The organism is Truepera radiovictrix DSM 17093 (genome assembly GCF_000092425.1).
GTDB classification, from domain to species: Bacteria; Deinococcota; Deinococci; order Deinococcales; family Trueperaceae; genus Truepera; species Truepera radiovictrix.
Window position 1 is genome coordinate 2,197,695 of record NC_014221.1, and the last position, 18,160, is coordinate 2,215,854.

Here is an 18,160-nt window from a genome sequence, read left to right on the forward strand (position 1 = left end):
CGCCTGTACGAGCCTGGAGATGCCTCAGACGCTCGCGGCACAAGACGGCGTCGCCTACGGGCAGAGCGTGCGCGGCGCGGACGTCTCCACGCTGCAAAAAGTCGAAGACCATGGCGGCCGTTTCTACGGCCGAGGTGCACAAAAAACCCCTCAAGACCCCCTTGTCATCCTGCGTAGTCACGGCGTCAACTACGTGCGACTTAAGCTATGGAAAGATCCTGTAGGCGTTGACGGCTACAATGACCTTGAGAAAACCGTGGCGATGGCCAAGCGGGCTAAACGGACGGGTCTAAGGCTGCTACTGAACTTTCACTATTCGGACTTCTGGGCTGACCCAGGCCGCCAGGACAAACCCGCCGCGTGGCGTGACCTGAGCTTTGAAGCGCTGACTCGGGCTGTCTACGACCACACCGTCGAGACGATGACGGCGCTTAAGGCAGCACGCGCGCTGCCCGACATTGTACAGATCGGCAACGAGATCCAAAGCGGCATCCTCTGGCCCGATGGCAAGACTTGGGGCGAGGGCTCGGGCGGCTTCGACAACCTGGCAATACTTCTGCGCGCCGGTATAGACGGCGTGCGCGACGTTGTGGGCAAGGACGTCAAAATTATGCTGCACCTCGCTGACGGCGCGGACAACGGTCTCTACCGCTGGTGGTTCGACGAGATTACCCGACGCGGCATCACCGACTTCGATATCATCGGCCTCTCCTTCTACCCTTACTGGCACGGCACGCTGCAGGGGCTCAGTCACAACTTGGCCGACATCAGCGCGCGCTATGACAAAGACGTCATCGTCGTTGAGACCGCCTACGCCTTTACGCTCGCCGACGGCGACGGTCACCCCAACATCTTCGGGGCAGCGCAGGCGCAAGCGGGCGGCTACCCAGCCACAGTCGCGGGGCAGGCAGCTTTTATTGAAGACATTCGCCGCGTCGTTCAGGCAGTTCCTGGCGGGCGCGGGCTCGGCGTTTTCTATTGGGAGCCCACCTGGCTGCCAGTGCCGGGCGCAGGCTGGCGCTCGGGCGAAGGCAACGCCTGGGAAAACCAAGCTCTCTTCGATTTCGATGGACGCGCGCTTACACCCTCGCTAGAGGCGCTCGGTCGTCCTCTCCCCACCCTCAAGCGCGCAAGAGCACGCTAAACCGCAAAGGAGTTTAACAATGCAACGCACCCTCACCCTTTTAGCCGCGCTTCTCGCGTTCAGCTTAGGCCACGCCCAACCCCTGACAGTCTGGACGCACTTCCAAGATGAGAGTTTGGGTTGGCTCGAGGCAGAGGTCGCTGCCTTTAGCGCGGCCTTCGGCACCGAGGTCGAACTCGTCTATGTGCCGGTCAATGAAATCGTGCAAAACATGCTTTTAAACGCCCCCGAGGGTCAGGGACCCGACCTCGTTGCCACCATCCCTCACGACCAACTCGGTCAACTCGCCGAGGGGGGCGTGCTCGCCAACATGGCACAGTACGCTACTGAAGACTACGTGGCCGACCTCACCGAGCAGTCGCGCCTCGCGTTCACCTTAAACGGACAACTATTTGGCCTACCCATGTACGTCGATGGCCTCGCCTTGATCGTCAACCGTGCGCTCGTATCCGAGGGCCCGGAAACGCTCGAGGAGCTGCTCAACACAGCCCAAGAGCTGACCACTGCCGACACGTACGGCTTTTTGCAGGTGCAAGAAGCCGATACTTTCTACCACAATTACGTCTGGATCCGGAGCATGGGTGGCTACGTCTTTGGCCGCGACGAGGCAGGCAACCTCAATCCTAGTGACATCGGCCTGGCAAACGAGGGGACGGTGCAGGCAGCCGAGTTTATCCGCAGCCTCCGCTACGACTACGAACTGATTCCGCCCGGGGTCAACTATGACATCATGCACGGTCAGTTTTTGGAGGAGGGTGCGGCAATGGTTGTTAACGGCCCTTGGGCTATTCCCGACTACTTAGCGGCTGGGATCAATGTAGACGTCATGCCTCTACCGCCGAACGAGGACGGCACCACCTACGCGGGCTTTATGGGGGTACAAGGAGTTGTGATGAACGAGTTCTCAGCGAACAAGCTCGAGGCTGCTAACCTTGCCAAGTGGCTTATTCGTGCCGACGCCCAGGTTGGGCTCGCCGAGGCAGGCGGGCGCATCCCCGCCTCGCAGGGAGCAGCCAAGCAAGTAGCGGATGACCCCATCATCTCCGGCTTTGCCGCGGCGCTCGCAGACGCCGAGCCCATGCCCAATATTCCAGAGATGGGTGCTGTCTGGACCCCCATGCAGACCGCTTTGGCCCTTATTTTAGAGAACCCGGACTCGGACATCGCGGGCATCCTAGAACGCGCCGTCAGTGAGATACGTGGCAGCGAGTAGGCAGCGCAGGAGCACATAGGCGTTAGGTAGTTGTTAGGGCTACGGGTCCGCCCGTAGCCCTTGTTGCCGGTGGACTTTGTGCCACCATACTAGGAAGGAGCTGGCCATCGACCTTTCACGTTCGGCGACCGAGTATCTGCCGCAACGGATACGCAGCAAAGGAGCACGCCTGTGGGCGTCCATCGGGCTGCTGCTGGGGGCACTTACGGTTTCGAGCACCGCCGCCGCGCTATTGACTTGGATGGTGCAGCGCGCTTTTCCAGCCGCACCCCCCTACCTCGCGCTCGTATTTGGCGTTCCCATCCTTGTCGGGGTGCTCGCGTGGATCGCGCATCACTTCCATTGGATCATGCCGTGGTATTACCTGCTACCGTCACTGCTCTTTCTGCTGACCTTTACGGTAATGCCGATTGGCCTGACCATCTTCTTAGCGTTTACCGACTACGCAGGAAACCGTAACACGCAGCTCAACCCAACGACGGAGACAACCATCGTGCAGGCTGCTGGAACCCAAGTCGAAACGGCTGACCTCACGTCGCTGCGCTGCGAGGTGCTCTTTGAGGGCTGTCTAGGGGTGCGCGTGCGGCTCTACACAGCGGGCACCTTGGAGGTACAGGGGGTAAACCTCGAGAACAACGTCCTCACCGTGTCACCCGCCCCCCCCGAGGGGCGCACCGTATCTGCAGCTGAACTCGAGCTGACCGAGTTCGGGATCCGCGCGCAGTTCCCCGTAGTAGCCATAGATGGTGACCACCTCACCTTAGGCCGCACGCCACCAGGTGAGGTGAACCTCGAGCGCGTGGCGCTCGAGGTAGCAGGGGAGGTGCTCGAGCGCCGTATCGTCGCCATTCAAGGTACCACCCTAACGCTCGACGCCCCCTTGCCCGAAGGTTTCACCTATACTTCGCTTGCCCGCTACAACGACTTTCGTGTAGTGGGCTGGGCAAACTTTCGCACCATCTTGGGGCAAGCCAACCGCGCTTTGTTGCCGGTGTTTGCCTGGAACCTCACCTTTGCGACGCTCACGGTCCTTATCAACATCGCTGTTGGAGTCTTTCTGGCCGTAATGCTCAACGACCCCGAGCTTAGATTTCGTAATCTCTACCGAACACTCCTTATCGTCCCTTGGGCGCTACCGGCCATTATTACCATTCAGATTTGGCGCGGCCTTTTGAACTACAACTTTGGCGCCATCAACCGCCTCCTGGCACTTTTCGATCTGCCCATCGTCGATTGGCTGGGTGACCCGAACGCCGCTAAGGCAGCCGTGCTGCTTGTCAACCTCTGGCTAAGCTTCCCTTTTATGATGACGGCGACCCTCAGCGCCCTTTCGGCCATTCCTGACGAACTCTATGAAGCGGCTAGGATCGACGGTGCCTCGGCATGGGGCAGTTTTTGGCATGTGAGCGCGCCCCTCCTGCGCAGCGCCCTCGTGCCGATCGCGCTGACAAGCTTTGCACTTTCCTTTAACAACTTTAACGTCATCTTTCTTTTAACCGACGGCGGGCCGGCGACCACGGGTGGCACTTCGACGGCGCGCGCAACTGACATCCTCATCTCCTGGGCCTACAACGAGGCCTTTCGCTCGCAGGGCGGCTTCGCTTATGGGCTGGGTTCGGCTATCTCGATTTTGATCTTTGTCATCACGCTGGCCGTGAGTCTTATCAACTTCCGTGTCACGGGAGCACTGAAAGAGGAGCGAGCGGTATGAGGGCTTGGACCTTCGGTTTCACTGTGACTGCGCTGCTAAGTGCGTGGCCGACAGCAGCGGCGCAGAGCGGTACGGGACGCTTTGTCGTTGTTCCTTACGGGTGGGCCTGGTTTTTATTCTTATTCACGCTCTCGGTGCTCATGGTAGGGCTTTGTGGCTACCTCTACGGGCGCGCCACCAAGCCGATGAAAGCCTTTCGGACCGCAATCACGTGGAGCAAGCACCTCTTTTTATGGGTAGCGGTGCTTTTGACGCTCTACCCCGTTATCTACCTCGTCGGGGTGTCGTTCGGGCGCAGCAACGCGCTCGCCTCTATACCCCCACGCGAAGGCAACCTGCTCGTCCGGGCCGGCGTCTTACCCAACCCCGCCGACTTCTCGCTCGTACAGTATAGGAGGGTTCTCGCTGACACGCACCTTTACCCTTACCAGTGGGGACTGCTCGCACTCTTTACAGCCGCAGCGCTCCTGTTTGTACTGCTTTCACTTGCTCGACGAAGCGGCAAAGAGGGGTGGGTGGCACGCCTACAACGCCTAAGCGGCTGGATCATGCTGGCGGCGGTGGCGCTACTCGTCGTGACCTTGAGCGCCGAGCAGTTTTACACTTTAGACGCCAGCGGCCAACGGCGACGGGCATCTAGCGGCGGCATGATGGTGCTCTATATCCGCAACACGCTGTTGGTCTCCGGCATGACGGGACTCTTTGCCGTCTTGATCTCCACTACGGCAGGTTACGCGTTTGCCCGGATGCGTTTCGAGGGGCGCTACGGCACGCTCCTCGCCTTCGTCTTCGTGCAGATGTTCCCAAGCTTTATGGCGCTCGTGGCAATCTTTTACCTGATGAATTACCTCGGGCTCCTCAACACCTTTACCGGCCTCATCTTGGCCTACTCAGGAGGCGCTATCGCCTTTTCATCGTGGATCTTTAAGGGTTACCTAGAATCGATCAGCCCAAACCTCGAGGAGGCAGCCATGGTCGACGGGGCGACGCGCTGGGGGGCGTTCTGGCGTATCATCCTCCCTATCAGCGTGCCCATGCTGCTCTTTATCTTCCTTTTGCAGTTTATCGGCACCTATAGCGAATTCCTGCTGGCCAACGTACTGCTCACCAGTAACGATAGGTGGACTGTAGGCCTTGGCCTAAGGGCGCTCGCCTCGAATGCGCTAGCGACGCAGTGGGGGACGCTCGCCGCTAGCGCCGTCCTGGGCAGTCTGCCGATCCTTGTCATCTTCTACGCCTTTCAAAACGCGCTGAGCGCCCAGTACATTGCCGGGGGGGTCAAGGGATAAGGATCAAGATCAGAGCGTAAAGACAGCTCACGCGCGACAACGAGGCTTGAGAGGTACAATCACCCGCACGATCTCCTCCTGATCGTCCGTCTCGGCGAGCTTTAAGACGCCCCGGTACCCCTCGGTCTCGGCGTCGTGGAGGCGGGCGTTGCACACGATGCTCGTCCGCCCCCGCGCCTGCAGGTCGAACAGGCCCCCTACTAGCATCGGGTTGATGCCGTAGCGAAGGTGCAGCCGCCCCTGAAGGTGCGCGCGCAGCCCCCACGCGAGCCACGCCTCGCCCTCGGTGACGCTAGGGTCGGGGGGCCACGGGCGCGTCCACGGGGCGAAGTTGGCGCTCGGCTGCACGACGATCTGCGCGCCTAGCGCGTCGAAGCGGTCCACGACCGAGCTGTAAAAGCCGTCCAAGCACACCGCCACCCCGACCCGGCCCACGGGCGTCTCGAAGGTGTGCTGCGCCTCGGGGAGGGCTCGAGAGAGGCCGAGGTGGGACTCGAGCCCCGGCGTCAGATAGCGTTTGGCGGTGCGGTCCAAAAGGGTGCCGGTCGGGGCGAAGGTGTAGGCGACGTTATAGACGCGAGGATCGGCGATATGGGTGCCGCGCACCGCCTCGAGCTCGATGTGCGGCAAGAAGCTGCTACCCGCCACCACGGTCGCCCCCGTACGCCGCGCTGCGGCGGCGAAAGCGGCCGTGTAGGCGCGGTAGGCGGGGAGCGCGCGGGCCAGAAACAAGGCTTCGGGACCTAACGCGCGAAAGCGCCAGGCGGTTCCGAGCACCGCGCGCCAGTACGTCTGTAGCAGCCGCTGAGCGGCTTCGGTCACGCGGCCCGACCCGGCGACGCGGCCGTAGTCGCTCCCCGAAGGCCCCAGCGTCAGCAGGAGCGGTAAGCCTATGGTCTCGGGAAAAGCGATCAGCTTGGGCGCGCCGTCCAGCCCCGCCACGGCCCGCTCGGCGAGCTCGAGGACGCGCGCAGCGAACGTCTCGGCGTCTCGGTAATCCGCGAGGCGCATGGCGGCCTGCACGGCGATGAGGTGGACGGTCACGCTCTAGTGTAAGACCTCACGCTCCGGCGGACATCGACAAGGGATCGCTGAAAGCTAGAGCCCACCGAGCTCCCCGCCTTCATGCGGGCCGCCGCGCGGCTCTTGGACCGGGAGCTAGATGACGCGGCGCTGGCCGTAGACGCCGAAGGGACGGTATCCCGCACCGCCGCCCTGCGCGCGTTGCGAACGCTCGGCGTGGACGGCGCGCACCTCAGCGACCCGCCGACGTGGGGGGAGCTCTGCGGCGCGGTGGCGCAGGTGCTCTAGCACGGCCCAACAGGGTTGCTCATGGCCTGCTGCGGTCGCTCGAGACGCCTGCCGCAGCGCCACCAAGCTCCAACCGTCTTGTTGCGGCAAGCACCCCTGGGACACAAACGCTTGCGGCCTAGCCAAAACCCATGCTCCTTAAGGCGTGAGTAGCGGGTGGGTTTCGGCCGCCTCCTCTTGACAAGGCTGCCTCTACGTGCTCCTATGTAAACAGCTTTCCAACTTGGAAAGTACTTGAAGGAGAAACATGGATAGAGATGAAGCGCAACGTCAGTTAGAGAGCCATGCCCGTCAGGCGCAGCACCTCCAGAGGCGCTACATAAGACCGGTGATGCTCTTTCTGGCCCTTTTCGCCTTTGCCTTCCTCATCACCGGGGGATCTGGGACGGTGCTAGGCAACCTCGTATTGGTGGGCATCTTCGTGGGGTGGGCCATCTTTTCTGGACAGCTCAACAGGGTCACTTGGCGCCGCGAGCAGCACCTCAAGCTCGTCGGGGTGCTCTTTTTGGGCTGGCTTTGGATCATCGTGTGTAACGCCTACTTCGTGAACTGGAACCCTCTGGGCTTGCCCCTCAGCGGGCTCCTCGGGGGGGTGCTAGCCGCCCTGCCGTTTCTCCTGCTCGCGTACCACTACCGTCCATGAAGCACCCGCGCGCCCAACTCGACGACCTCCTGCTCCACCCCGTGCGCTTTTCCATCCTCGCCCTTTTGCACCACGTCGCCAAGGCGGAGTTCGCCGCCGTACGCGACGCGGTCGAAGTGAGCGACTCCGTGCTTTCAAAGCAGCTCAGCGTGCTCGAGGGGGCGGGTTACGTGGCTGTCGAAAAGCGCTTCTTGGGCAAGCGGCCAAACACCAGGTTGTCGCTCACCGCACGCGGGCGTGAGGTGTTCGCCACGCACCTAGAGGCTTTGCAGGCGGTGGTGAATGTCGGGCTCCCCGCAGAGCCCCACGAGCGGGGTGCTGCGAGGCGCGGCGAGGCGTAACGCGCCCCCGTCCGTAACCCCGCCCTCAGTCGCTGCTAGCAGCTATGCGATGATGAAGGCAGCTTGAGATCACAGCTTGAGACGCGAGGCAGCGCGACGCGGGAGGGGTAGGGATGTTAGAAGCTTACGGAAACGAGACCAAGGTGCTGGTCCTTCACCTCGCTAACCTCGAGCTGAGGCTGTGCGCGCTCGAGGGGCTCTCCCGCGACGAGGCGATTGCGCAGACGACCGACGCAGTCCGGCTGTCGCTAGGGGCGATGCGCAACACCCTCCTGCCCGACGACGAGGTAGAGACCCTAAAACACCTCATCGCCGCGCAGTACGACCGGCTAGCCCCCAAAGAGGGTGCGGAGGTGCTCAAAGCCTCCTAGCTCCTCGGCTGCCGCGCGGACGTCGGGGGGTCTGTAGCCTGTGGCTCGTGGTCCGTGGATCACGAACGAGCTATGAGCACTTGCCGAACGCCTAGCTCACAGGGGCTCTGCCCTCGCGCAGCATCCTCACCGGGGGGCGCCTCTAGTGAGGCTGAGTGCGGCGTTGACCGCTCGGTTACGGCCATGGGCCGGACGCCTCGTGGCGTTGACTGTGGGCGCTAGCACCTAGCGCGGAGCCCAAAGGGGCCTTTAGATATCTGCGCCCGTTTCTCATAGCGCCTTTGGTAGACTCTCTCGGTGTCTAGGCTTCGTTTAGCGGGCTACCTCCTGCGCGAGACCGCTGGGCTCTACCTTTTGGGGGTAGCGGCGTTTTGTCTGCTGCTGTCGATCGACACGCTCACCGTGTGGGCGGGTTACTTGATCCAGCAAAACGCGACGCTCGGCGTGATCGCGCGGCTTATGCTCTACCAACTGCCGCTATTTTTACACCTGTCGCTGCCGGTCGCAGCGGTGTTCGCCGTGCTCCTCGCGACCGGCAGGCTCGCCAAGGACTCCGAACTCAAAGCAGCCTACGCGCTCGGGGTGCCGCCTTTGTCGCTCCTCTGGCCGCTTTTGGGGTTCGGTGTGCTCATCAGCGTCGCGGCGCTCCTTAACAACGGCTACTTGGAGCCGCGCGGGCAGATCGCCGAGGACGAACTCGTGGCGTCGTTTTTCAACGCGCGCCCGTCGGCCGAGACGCAGCGCGACGTGTCGTTTCGGCAAGAGGGCGGGCTCTACTACGCCGCGCGCATCCGGGCCGACACCTTCGACCGCACGCGCGCGGAGCTCTCCGGCGTGCTCGTCTACGGCGACGACGGTACCCTCTATAGCGCCCCCTACGGCACCTGGGACAGCGAGGTAAACACCTGGACGCTCGAGGAGGTCGAGGTGCTGCGCGAGGGAGAGGCGCCTCGTTTAGAACCCACCCTCACCCTGCCCTTTACGCTCCAGGCCGACGCGGGGGCGAGCTTGAGCGCCGCTGAGAACCTCACCCTGAGCGAGCTCTACGCCCGCATCGAAGCGGGGCGGCGCGCGGGGCAGTCGGTGCGGGGCGACCTCTTTAACCTACATCGGCGCCTGGCGGACGCCTCGAGCGCGGTTATCTTCGTGCTCATCGCGGGCGCTCTGGGGCTGCACCTGCGCGGGCGGAGCGCCGGTTTCGGTTGGACCATCGTCCTCTTGGTGTGCTTTTTCGCCCTCTGGACGCTCTCGGAGAGCTTCTTCGAGCAGGGCGTCCTCTCACCCGTGGTGGCCGCGTGGTTGACGACCGGGGTGGTCGGCCTCATCGGGGGCGCGCTGGCGCTCGTGAGGTTGCGGTGAGGCGTGCGGTGCGTGGCGTGTGGCGTGTGGCGCGTGGTTTGGATTCGTGTGGGACATCACGCCTTCTGACTCCTGGCTCCTGGCCACCGACCACTAACTACTGGCTACTGATTCCTGACTCCCAGCTTTTAGCTCCTCCCAAGGTCCCCCGCCCATGACCCGGCGCTTCTCCCTGTATCTGGTCCGCGAGATCCTGCCGCTCTACGCGGCGGGGCTCACGGCGCTCCTTATCCTCTTGCTCGGCGCCTTTTTGCTCCTTGAAGGCGTGCTCGCCGACGCGGTCGCGCGCGGGGTCGGTCCGGCTCTGGTGGCGCGCTTTTTGCTCTACAGCATCCCCTCGGCGGCGGCGATGGGGCTGCCCTTGGCGCTCCTTTTCGCGGCGCTCTTGGGCATCACCCGCCTGAGCCAAGACAGCGAGATCAAAGCGGGGCTCCTTCTGGGGCTCTCGCCGCGGCAGTTTCTGACGCCCATCTTGCTGCTGGGGCTGCTGGTCAGCACCGTGAGCTTTATCAACAACGAACTTCTCGCCCCCTGGAGCTATAGGCGCGCGCAGGAGGCGCTTAAAGACATCCTGGTGCAGAGCCCGGAGACCCTGATCGAAGCGGGGAGCTTTTTTACCGACGCGCTCGGGCGCAGCGTCTACTTGGGCAGCATCGCGCCGGGCGGGGTAGTGCGGGACGTGACGGTCATCCAACCGGGGGGCACGGCCGGACCGAGCGAGGTGATCCGCGCCGAATCGGGCGTTCTCGACGAAGCGGCGGGGGTGTGGCGCTTAAACGGCATCCGGATGCTGCGCTACCGCGACGGCCGCGTCGTCTTGGACGCCCCCGCCGACGAGGCGCTGCTACCCGTGCGGGGCCTCTCAGCGAGCTCGAGCACCCCGCCGGAGCTCACGCGGCTGCCCCTGCGCGAGCTTTTCGCGCGGCTGCGCGGCACCAACCCGCAAGACGCCCCCGCCGAGTGGACCGCCCTGCACCGCAAGTTCGCCGAGCCCTCGGCGGCCTTTGCCTTCGCGCTCTTTGCGCTCTCGATCGGCCTCTACTCGTTCCGGCGCAACTTCGGGTTGGGGCTCGTGTCGGTCTTGTTCCTGACCTTTATCTACTACGCGACTTGGAGCGTCTCCAACCTCCTGGGGGCGCAGGGCACCCTTCCGGCCGCCGTCGCGGGGTGGCTCCCCTTTGCCCTCTACCTGGTCGCCGGGCTCGTGCTGCTGGTGCTCTCGTGGCGGCGTTAGTGCGGCGTGTGGCGTGTGGCTCGTGGCGTGTGGCGCGTGTCTTGTGGCGTCTTCTCCGGCAGCATCCTCCTCGCTTTGTGCTACTGGCTACCGGCTACTGGCTACTGACCACCGCTGCCGCCGTCGAGATCCGCGTGCTCGAGGCCGACACCCTAGAGATCCGCCCCATCAGCGTCCCCGGCGGCGAGGCCACCGAGCTGCTCGTCATCACCGGCTCGCCGGTGCGGATGGAGGTCGGTGGCGACGCGATCACCGCCGAGTACATCGAGTTCGACCGCGAGGCGCGGCTCATGCGCATCGTCGGCCCCGGCGACGTGGGCTTCGAGGGCGTCACGACGCAGGGGCGCGACTACCTTTTGGACGTCTCGAGCGAGGAGCTGAGCGTCCGCGACGTGGTGATCTTCACCGAACCCATCGACATCCAAGGGGTTCAGGCGACCCGCATGCCGGGACAGATCGACATCACCGCGGGCGCCTTTAGCCCCTGCAGCCGCTGCGACCAAGAGGTGCAGGACTACCGCTTTAGCGCCGACCGGCTCATCCTCTACCCCGGCGACCGGCTCGTCGCGTACGGCGTCACGGTGTTTGTGCGCGAGCTGCCGAGCATGGTGCTCCCCGTGATGGTCGTCCCCCTCGGCCCCGAGGACCGCCGGCCGCGCTTTAGCGTGTCGCAGGGTTCCGCGACGACCCGCGCCGAGGCCGCCCTCGACTGGCCCTACGTGCTCGGCGCCGACGCGTTTGGCACCCTCTCGCTCCGCTACTACGCCGACGTGACGCCGGGCGCCTCGAGGGGCCCGACCGAGGGACTCTTGGGCGGCCGCGTCGACGAGAGCTACCTAGGGGGCGGTTTCGACGGGCGCTTCTACACGGCGACCGGGGAGGGAGAATTCGGGGTGTTCTACACGCCCGCCTTCGTCGACCCCTTCGCCCCGGGCGGGCGGACGCAAGACCAGCTCGAGCTCACCCTCGGCTACAGCACCCAAGAGGCGTTGGGCGGCACCCAGTTCGAGGTGCTTATAGAGCGCGACGACACCCTCAGTCCGCGCATCTTGACCTACACCGCGCGCGTTGGCGGCAGCTTGGGCGGCCCCCTGGCCCCTTTCGGCGTCCGCTACGTCACGCAGGGGTTTTTCGACCTCGACCCCGACGACGCGGTCTTTACCCCCAGCTACCGCGACCCCGAGGGGCCGCTGCGGACCCTTTCGCGGGTGCAAGTGACCCAAGACGACGGCGTGCGCTTCTCCGTCGGCCCCTTTACGCTCTCGGGGTTGCGCCTCGATGCGGGCGCGTTCGAGGACTTCGCCAACCCGAACAACCTCTCCGCGCAGCTCTCGCCCGTCACCTTGGGGGGGCGGGCGGTCGTCCAGCACGGGCGGCTCTTGGCGGGTCACACCGTCGAGCTCGCCCCCGTGGTGCCCTTTGCGGGCGCCAGCCTCTCGGGCCGCACCACCTTTACGGGTCAGTACTACACCTCGCAGAATACGGGCGGCGAGTTTGAACGCCTGGTGGACTGGAACACCTCGCTCACCGCGCGTCAGGAGTTCGGGGTCGGCTCCCTCGAGCTGGCGCTGCGGCGCAACATCTTAGAGGGCGAGACGCCCTTTTCGTTCGACGCCCGCGCGACGCCGAACAACCGCACCGACCTCACCAGCACCTTCCGCTTCCGACCCGCCGCGTGGTTCGACCTGCAGCTGCGCGAGGTCTACGTCTTCGAGGACGCGCGCGCGATCGACGCCGTCGGCCCCGGCCCTTTAGAGAGCCGCCTGACGCTGTTTGGTAACGTGAACTGGCTGAACGTCAGCCTAGAGCACCTCTACGACTTCGCCGAGGGCGACCCCGGCGTGCTGAGCGGCACGCTGGACGTGCGCACGCCCGAGGGTTTTCTGGAGCTGCCGGTCGACGCCCGCGTCCGCATAGACGGCGCTTACGACCTCGACGTGACGGGCGACCGCGTCACCGGTGCCCCCCGCAACGCGTCCGAGGTCGGCGCAACACTCGAGCTGGGTTACTTAGACCTCGTGCGCCTCGACGCGAGCTCCGGTTACGACTGGGAGGCGCTGCCCGGTTTCGACGAGGGTTTCGACGAGGACTTCGGCGCGCTCGCGCGCGCCGCGGCGAGCCCCGACCTGGCGCCCGCGCAGGCGCAACCGCAGGGCGTGCCGCGCTGGCGGCCGCTCGAGCTGGGCGTCAGCGTCGGCACCCTCCCCGCTGCGACCGGCGCGCTCGGCGCGGAGGGGGGCCTGGGCGCGCGGGTCTTCTACCAGCGCGACCTCAACGTGGGCCGCCCCGAAGCGGTCGGGTTCGAGCTCGCTGCACCCTTGGGGCCGGTGCAGCTCGCCGCGGAGCAGATCTTCGACTTCGCGAGCCGCAGCGACGACTCGCTCTTTCAGCTCACCTGGCCCGGCGTGGCGCAGCTGAGCGGCACCGGTTTCCGGCTCCTGCCCCCCACGCTGCTCGGTTTGACGCCCGACCCGCGGCGCGCGACGACCTATCAGCTCAGCTTGCTCGACCAGACGAACCCGAACGCCGAGGTCTACGAGCTGACCTACCGGACCACCTACGGCCCCTTCTCCGACCCCGTGAGCTTCGAGGAGCGCCTGGGGTTTTTCAACACCAGCTTCGTGGCCAACATTGAGCTGCTGCACAGCTACCTGCAGACCCCCGTCGGGCCCATCGGCTTCGGCGTCGACTTTTTGGGGCAGCTGCTGCTGGCCGACGACGCCCTCGCGGTCAGCTACCTGAGTAGCAGCGACCTGACGCTCTCGGTAGACGTGCTCTCGAGGGTGGGGTTGCAGGGGAGCCTCGCCTACGGGGCGACGTTCGACCCCAGCAGCGGCACCTTTTCACAGCGCGCGCTCGCGCTTAATGACTTCGGCTTGACCGTGCGCGTCCTCGACGACCTCTACGTCTCGGCGCTCATCACCGACCTCTGGGACTTTACGGGGACGCGCGCCGACGCGAGCAGCCCCTTTAACCTGCAACCGATCCTCTACGTCACCCTCAACCGCTGCTGCTGGGCGCTCTACGGCGCGCTCGACACCCGCGACGGCACGCTCTCCTTGACCGTCGGCTACCCCGGCGCCGGCGAGGGCTTTTTCGAGTCCGCCTTTGAAACCCCCTTGGCGCTGCCGCGGCGGCGTCCGGAGGGGGGCTTTTAACGGCAGGTAGCATCTGGTCATAGCAGGTAGCATCTGGTCACGGCAGGTAGCATCTGGTGGACGACGCTCTCACACGGCAAAGCGCCCCCTGCACCCACCCCCCGAGAGGTGGCGGTAGCACCGTCTCGCGCCACCGCTTACGAGAAAGGAGCACGATGCTAGGCGACACGACCCAAGTAGGTATGGCCCAAGGAGCGCTGGCCCCAGCCGGTAAGCGCCGTCCCCGCGCCGCGCGCCTCGGCGCAGCCCTTGCAGCCCTGTACGCGCTCCTCGGCGCGGCGCTCCTGACTGCTTGCACCGGCACCGCCGAGCCCGGCAACCCGGTCTTGCTGATCGTCGGCCAGGGGGACGCCGAAGCGAGCGAGGTCGTGCTGATCGAAGACACCTTCGCGGTGCGGGGGGCGACGCCGGACCGCTTCGCCTTCGTGGCGGGGAGTGCGCGGCCCCTCCCCGCCCCCGCCGTGGCCTACGACGTCGTCGACCGCACCACGACCCGCCGCGAGTTGGTGGTGCTCTCCCGGGGCGCCGCCCAAGCCGGGAGCGCCCCCGCGCAGCTCACCTTTTTCGCGCTGAGCGGCCTTAACGCCGCCAATCCCGAGGCTTTTACCCAGACGCGGCAGCTCGAGCTCGGTGAGCTCGAGATCCTGCCCAACCTCCCGACCCCGAGCTTCTGCCCGGTCGACGTGCAGGTGACCCACAACGGCCTCTACGCGGCGGTGCTGAATAACCCGCAGGTGTGCGGCGGCAACGCCATCAACGCGTCCGTCGACATCCTCGACCTCGCGGGCGGGCGGCTCGTCGAGCGCGTCGCGGGGGGGGTGCTGCCGGCGGGGCTCTTCCTCAACCAGACCCCCGCTGAAGACCTGCTGCTCTTTGCGACCGCGGCGCCCGGGCGGATCAACGTGCAGGCGCTGACCATGCCGCGCCCCGGCGCGACTTTCGGCCCCGGCGACAGCCTCGAGCAGCGCGCCCTCACGACCCTCCAGGTCCGCTTGCAGCAGGGCGCTCTGCAGGACGTAGGTGTTGCCAGCGGGGCGCCCGCCGGCGGCGCCCCCGCGCGGCTCGTCGCGCTCTTTGACGAAGCGCTCATCAGCGTCCCCGACTACCTCGGCGCCGCGCCGCAACCGGACGCGCCCATCGCCACGCCAACGGGAAACCGCCAGCTCATCCGCGACGACACCCTGCGGACACCCGCCACGCTCATCCTGGGAGCGCCGCAGAGCAACCGCTTCACCCTCGTCCCACCCCCGCAGCAGGGCGCCGCACCGGTTCCCGTCAACGGCTTTGTACGCGCCGAAGCGGCGGTGATCCAGGAGAGCGCCGGCGCTGGCTCCGGCTTCGTCTACTTCGCCTCGAGCCTCTCGGGGGCGCAGCTCTCGGTCTTCGACCTGCGCGGGTACCGCGAGGGGAGTGCGCTGAGCGCGGTGCCCTTCGCGGTACCCGAGATCACGCAGCCGAGCTTTGTCACCTGGGTGCAGGCGGCGCCGAGCTTGCCGAGCGCGCCCTAAGAGTGCTCGCGCTCCCTAGGGGCGTGCTCGGCGCGCGCTTCCGGCCCCCCGCCCAAAGCGGGCTTCTGCCCCTCGCCCCAGTAGAGCGTGACGTGCGGGTAGGGGATCTCGATGCCCTCCCTTTCCAAACGGTTTTTGATGCGCCGCCGGAACTCGCGCGAGACCCCCCACTGCTCTTTGGGGAGCGTGCGGAAAAGCACCCGGATCACCACCCCCGACGCGCCGAGCGCCTCGACCCCGGTCACCTCGGGGAGCCCCACGACGCGCCAGCTCCAACCGAGCGCCTCGGTGAGCTTTTCCGCCTCGTCGGTGATGACCTCGAGCGCCCGGTCGAGGTCGCTGCGGTAACTCACCTCGACGTCGACCACCGCGCGCGACCAGTCTTTGCTGGCGACCGTCACCTTGTCGATCTGCCCGTTCGGGATGACGTGCACCTGACCGTCGAGCGAACGCAGCGTGGTGATGCGCAGGTTCACGCTCTCCACCGCGCCCGAAAAGTTGCCGATGGTGACGACGTCGCCGACGCCGAACTGGTCCTCGGCGAGGATGAAAAACCCGGTGATGACGTCTTTGACCAAGGACTGCGCGCCGAAGGAGACCGCCAGACCCAAAATCCCGACCCCGGTAAGCAGCGCCGAGACGTTCGCCCCCGCTTGCGCCAGGACGAACAGGACGAAAAAGGTAATGAGCACGATGCGCGCGCTTGACTCGACGACGTTGCGGATCGTGGCGGCCCGCGCGACCTGACGCTCGAAGCGCTGGCCGCTAATGGGCGTGAGCGCCCGCGCCGTTTTGCGCACGAGGCGCAGGAGCACGTAGATAAGCGCCCCGACGATGATCACGCTGATGATCCGCCCGAGCCCGCCGCCGAGGAGCCAGTCGCGCACCGCCAGGGCGAGCGTCTGCAGGATCGGCACGCGGTGGCGCAGGGCGAAGAGCCCGAGCGTGAGTAGAGCGCCCAGCACCGCCGAGGCGGTGATCAAATAGCGCCGCAGCACCATCGTCCGCCCCCGCTCGGCCTCCTTCTGCGCGTCGTCCCACAGCTCGCGCTTGGCGATGACGTCGCGAGCGGCGCGCGCCCAGCGGTCGATAAAAAACCAGAGCGCGCCGAAGAGCAAAAGCCCGATACCGAGGTCGACGAAGAGGTTGCCGAAAAACTGCAGCGGTGCGGTCTGCACGTCCGTCCACAGCTCGGTGAGCCACGTCGTGTCCTGCACCTCGGCGATGACGTTGAGTTCGAGCAGGGGGACCTCGAGCAGCTCCGCTGCCGTCCCCTCGGCCCCCCCCGTCGGGTCCGCGGTCGCGGCGCCCGTGGGGGCGTCCGGTGCAGCTTCGTCGGCAGGGGCCGTGCCCTGAAAGAGGGAGTTCAACAGGTTAGCCAAAAGACACCTCGTTTCGCGCGGGAAGGAGCGCGTGAGCGTCTACCCGGAGCTTCGGCTGAACCGAGATGAGCGTAGGGTGTTGCATGGGCCTACGCAGTAAGGGATAACAGCGCGCGTCTGTCGAGTACTGCAGGGCGCCAAAGCGCTACGGGGCGCTCCATCCACGATGATACCTGCCCTCACCTTTGTGGCGGCGACGAGGGGCACGCGCGTACCCGGGAGCTATCTCGAGCGAGGCTCCGCCCCGCGCTTTCTAGCCGTGTCCAACCGCCAGTCGAGCGCCTGTAACGCGCGGCTCACGGGCCACACGCCCTTTATCCCATGCGGGCGCCAACGCGGCAACAGCCCCTAGGAAGCCCTAGCTGGCTCCAAAGCCGCCATCCCCGCTTTGATCTTCGGCAGCAGCTCGGCCTCCACGGCGCGCTTGGCGGTCAGGAGCGCGTTTTTGATCGCCCGCGCGTCCGACGAACCGTGACCGATAAACGCGTACCCGTCGACCCCTAGTAGCGGCTGCGCGCCGTACTCGGCGGGGTCGAGGCGCGCGGCGACGCGGCGGAGCGCCGACCTGACCAGGGCGGCCCCGAGCTTCGTGCCGAACCCACCCCCCGTGAGCGCCTCCCGCACCCACCCGAAGATCACCTTGGCTTCGCCCTCGGCGAGCTTGAGCATCACGTTGCCGGTAAACCCGTCGGCGACCACCACGTCGGTAGTGCCTTTGAGGAGGTCGCGCCCCTCGACGTTGCCGTAAAAGGCGATGCCGGGGGTTTTCTGCAACAGCGCGTGCGCCTCGCGGGTGAGCTCGTTGCCCTTTTCGGGCTCCTCGCCGATCGAGATCAGCCCGACCGAAGGGTTCGGAAGCCCGTAAAAGAGGCGCGCGTACACGCTCCCCATGACCGCGAACTGCTGCAGGTGCGTCGGCCGACAGTCGGCGTTGGCGCCCGCGTCGATCAGGGCGCAAAACCCCTTGGCGGTCGGGATGTTGGCCAAAATCGCGGGGCGCTCGACCCCTTTAAGGCGGCCCAGCACAAAGAGCGCGGCGGCCATCGTGGCACCCGAGTGACCGACCGAGACGCACGCCGAGGCGTCTCCCTCCTTGGTCAGGCGCATCGCTTGCATGATGCTCGAGTCTTTGCGCCGCCGCACCTCGGCGGCGTGGTCCTCCATCCGCACGGTGTCGGGGGCGTGATGCACGGGCAGCTCGCCCCCTTGCGCGCGCAGCTCCTGCCGGATCGCCCCCTCGTCGCCCACGAGCACGACCGACACCCCCTCGCGGGCGGCGGCGAGCGCGCCGGCGACGGCCGCTTGGGGCATGGCGTCCCCCCCCATGGCGTCGAGCGCGACGGTGTAACGCGGGGCTCTGTCGTGAGGTGACGTCGTCGGGGAGGGTGAGGTGTTCATGGTCGTAGTATACGTGCCGCTGCGCGCGCGCGACCGGATAGACCGGCCCCGGTGCCCTCGAGGGTTCTCTTACAAGACGCCGCGCCCTTGTTCAGGCG

General features: G+C 65.8%; 15 protein-coding genes. 12 read left to right on the forward strand and 3 right to left on the reverse strand.

Going from position 1 to position 18,160, the window contains the following annotated elements; genetic code table 11:
• Positions 1-19 precede the first annotated feature (19 nt).
• From TRAD_RS10100 to TRAD_RS10115, 4 genes are all read left to right on the forward strand, one after another.
• Positions 20-1,144, forward strand: a complete 1,125-nt coding sequence (locus TRAD_RS10100) for a glycoside hydrolase family 53 protein (protein WP_013178517.1) — start codon at positions 20-22, stop codon at positions 1,142-1,144.
• Positions 1,145-1,163: 19 nt separating this feature from the next.
• Complete coding sequence (locus tag TRAD_RS10105) at positions 1,164-2,357, forward strand: sugar ABC transporter substrate-binding protein (protein ID WP_013178518.1); 1,194 nt, start codon at positions 1,164-1,166, stop codon at positions 2,355-2,357.
• Between the two features lie 313 nt (positions 2,358-2,670).
• A complete protein-coding gene (locus TRAD_RS10110; RefSeq protein ID WP_245523511.1) occupies positions 2,671-4,068 on the forward strand; it encodes an ABC transporter permease subunit in 1,398 nt (465 codons plus the stop codon).
• Positions 4,069-4,208: 140 nt separating this feature from the next.
• Entirely contained in the window at positions 4,209-5,357 is a 1,149-nt protein-coding gene (locus TRAD_RS10115) for a sugar ABC transporter permease (protein ID WP_245523512.1), read from the forward strand.
• A gap of 27 nt (positions 5,358-5,384) precedes the next feature.
• On the opposite strand, the gene TRAD_RS10120 is transcribed toward TRAD_RS10115, so the two are convergent.
• Complete coding sequence (locus tag TRAD_RS10120; RefSeq protein ID WP_013178521.1) at positions 5,385-6,401, reverse strand: nitrilase-related carbon-nitrogen hydrolase; 1,017 nt, start codon at positions 6,399-6,401, stop codon at positions 5,385-5,387.
• A gap of 81 nt (positions 6,402-6,482) precedes the next feature.
• Here TRAD_RS10120 and TRAD_RS10125 point away from each other — a divergent pair, with 81 nt between their 5' ends.
• From TRAD_RS10125 to TRAD_RS10160, 8 genes are all read left to right on the forward strand, one after another.
• On the forward strand, positions 6,483-6,668 hold the full coding sequence (locus TRAD_RS10125) for a hypothetical protein (protein WP_013178522.1): 186 nt from the start codon (positions 6,483-6,485) through the stop codon (positions 6,666-6,668).
• Positions 6,669-6,915: 247 nt separating this feature from the next.
• On the forward strand, positions 6,916-7,311 hold the full coding sequence (locus TRAD_RS10130) for a hypothetical protein (protein ID WP_013178523.1): 396 nt from the start codon (positions 6,916-6,918) through the stop codon (positions 7,309-7,311).
• On the forward strand, positions 7,308-7,652 hold the full coding sequence (locus tag TRAD_RS10135; RefSeq protein WP_013178524.1) for a winged helix-turn-helix domain-containing protein: 345 nt from the start codon (positions 7,308-7,310) through the stop codon (positions 7,650-7,652). The genes TRAD_RS10130 and TRAD_RS10135 overlap by 4 nt, the downstream gene beginning before the upstream one ends.
• A gap of 113 nt (positions 7,653-7,765) precedes the next feature.
• Positions 7,766-8,023 carry a hypothetical protein gene (locus tag TRAD_RS10140; protein WP_013178525.1) on the forward strand — a complete coding sequence of 86 codons (258 nt, stop codon included), beginning with the start codon at positions 7,766-7,768 and terminating at the stop codon, positions 8,021-8,023.
• 297 nt (positions 8,024-8,320) lie between these two features.
• Positions 8,321-9,382 (forward strand): LptF/LptG family permease, encoded by a 1,062-nt coding sequence (locus tag TRAD_RS10145; protein ID WP_013178526.1) that lies wholly within the window; start codon positions 8,321-8,323, stop codon positions 9,380-9,382.
• Between the two features lie 154 nt (positions 9,383-9,536).
• Positions 9,537-10,616: an LptF/LptG family permease gene (locus tag TRAD_RS10150; protein ID WP_013178527.1), complete on the forward strand. Its 1,080-nt coding sequence runs from the start codon at positions 9,537-9,539 to the stop codon at positions 10,614-10,616.
• 77 nt (positions 10,617-10,693) lie between these two features.
• Entirely contained in the window at positions 10,694-13,774 is a 3,081-nt protein-coding gene (locus TRAD_RS10155; protein ID WP_013178528.1) for an LPS-assembly protein LptD, read from the forward strand.
• Between the two features lie 155 nt (positions 13,775-13,929).
• The gene (locus tag TRAD_RS10160; RefSeq protein ID WP_013178529.1) at positions 13,930-15,282 is read left to right on the forward strand and encodes a hypothetical protein; all 1,353 of its coding nucleotides are present in this window, start codon (positions 13,930-13,932) and stop codon (positions 15,280-15,282) included.
• Here the strand turns inward: TRAD_RS10160 and TRAD_RS15320 are convergent.
• Positions 15,279-16,664, reverse strand: coding sequence for a mechanosensitive ion channel family protein (locus TRAD_RS15320; RefSeq protein WP_013178530.1), 1,386 nt, complete (start codon positions 16,662-16,664; stop codon positions 15,279-15,281). The two genes, TRAD_RS10160 and TRAD_RS15320, sit on opposite strands and share 4 nt — an antisense overlap.
• Before the next feature lie 348 nt (positions 16,665-17,012).
• Positions 17,013-18,062, reverse strand: a complete 1,050-nt coding sequence (gene plsX, locus TRAD_RS10170) for a phosphate acyltransferase PlsX (RefSeq protein WP_049773094.1) — start codon at positions 18,060-18,062, stop codon at positions 17,013-17,015.
• Positions 18,063-18,160: the final 98 nt, after the last annotated feature.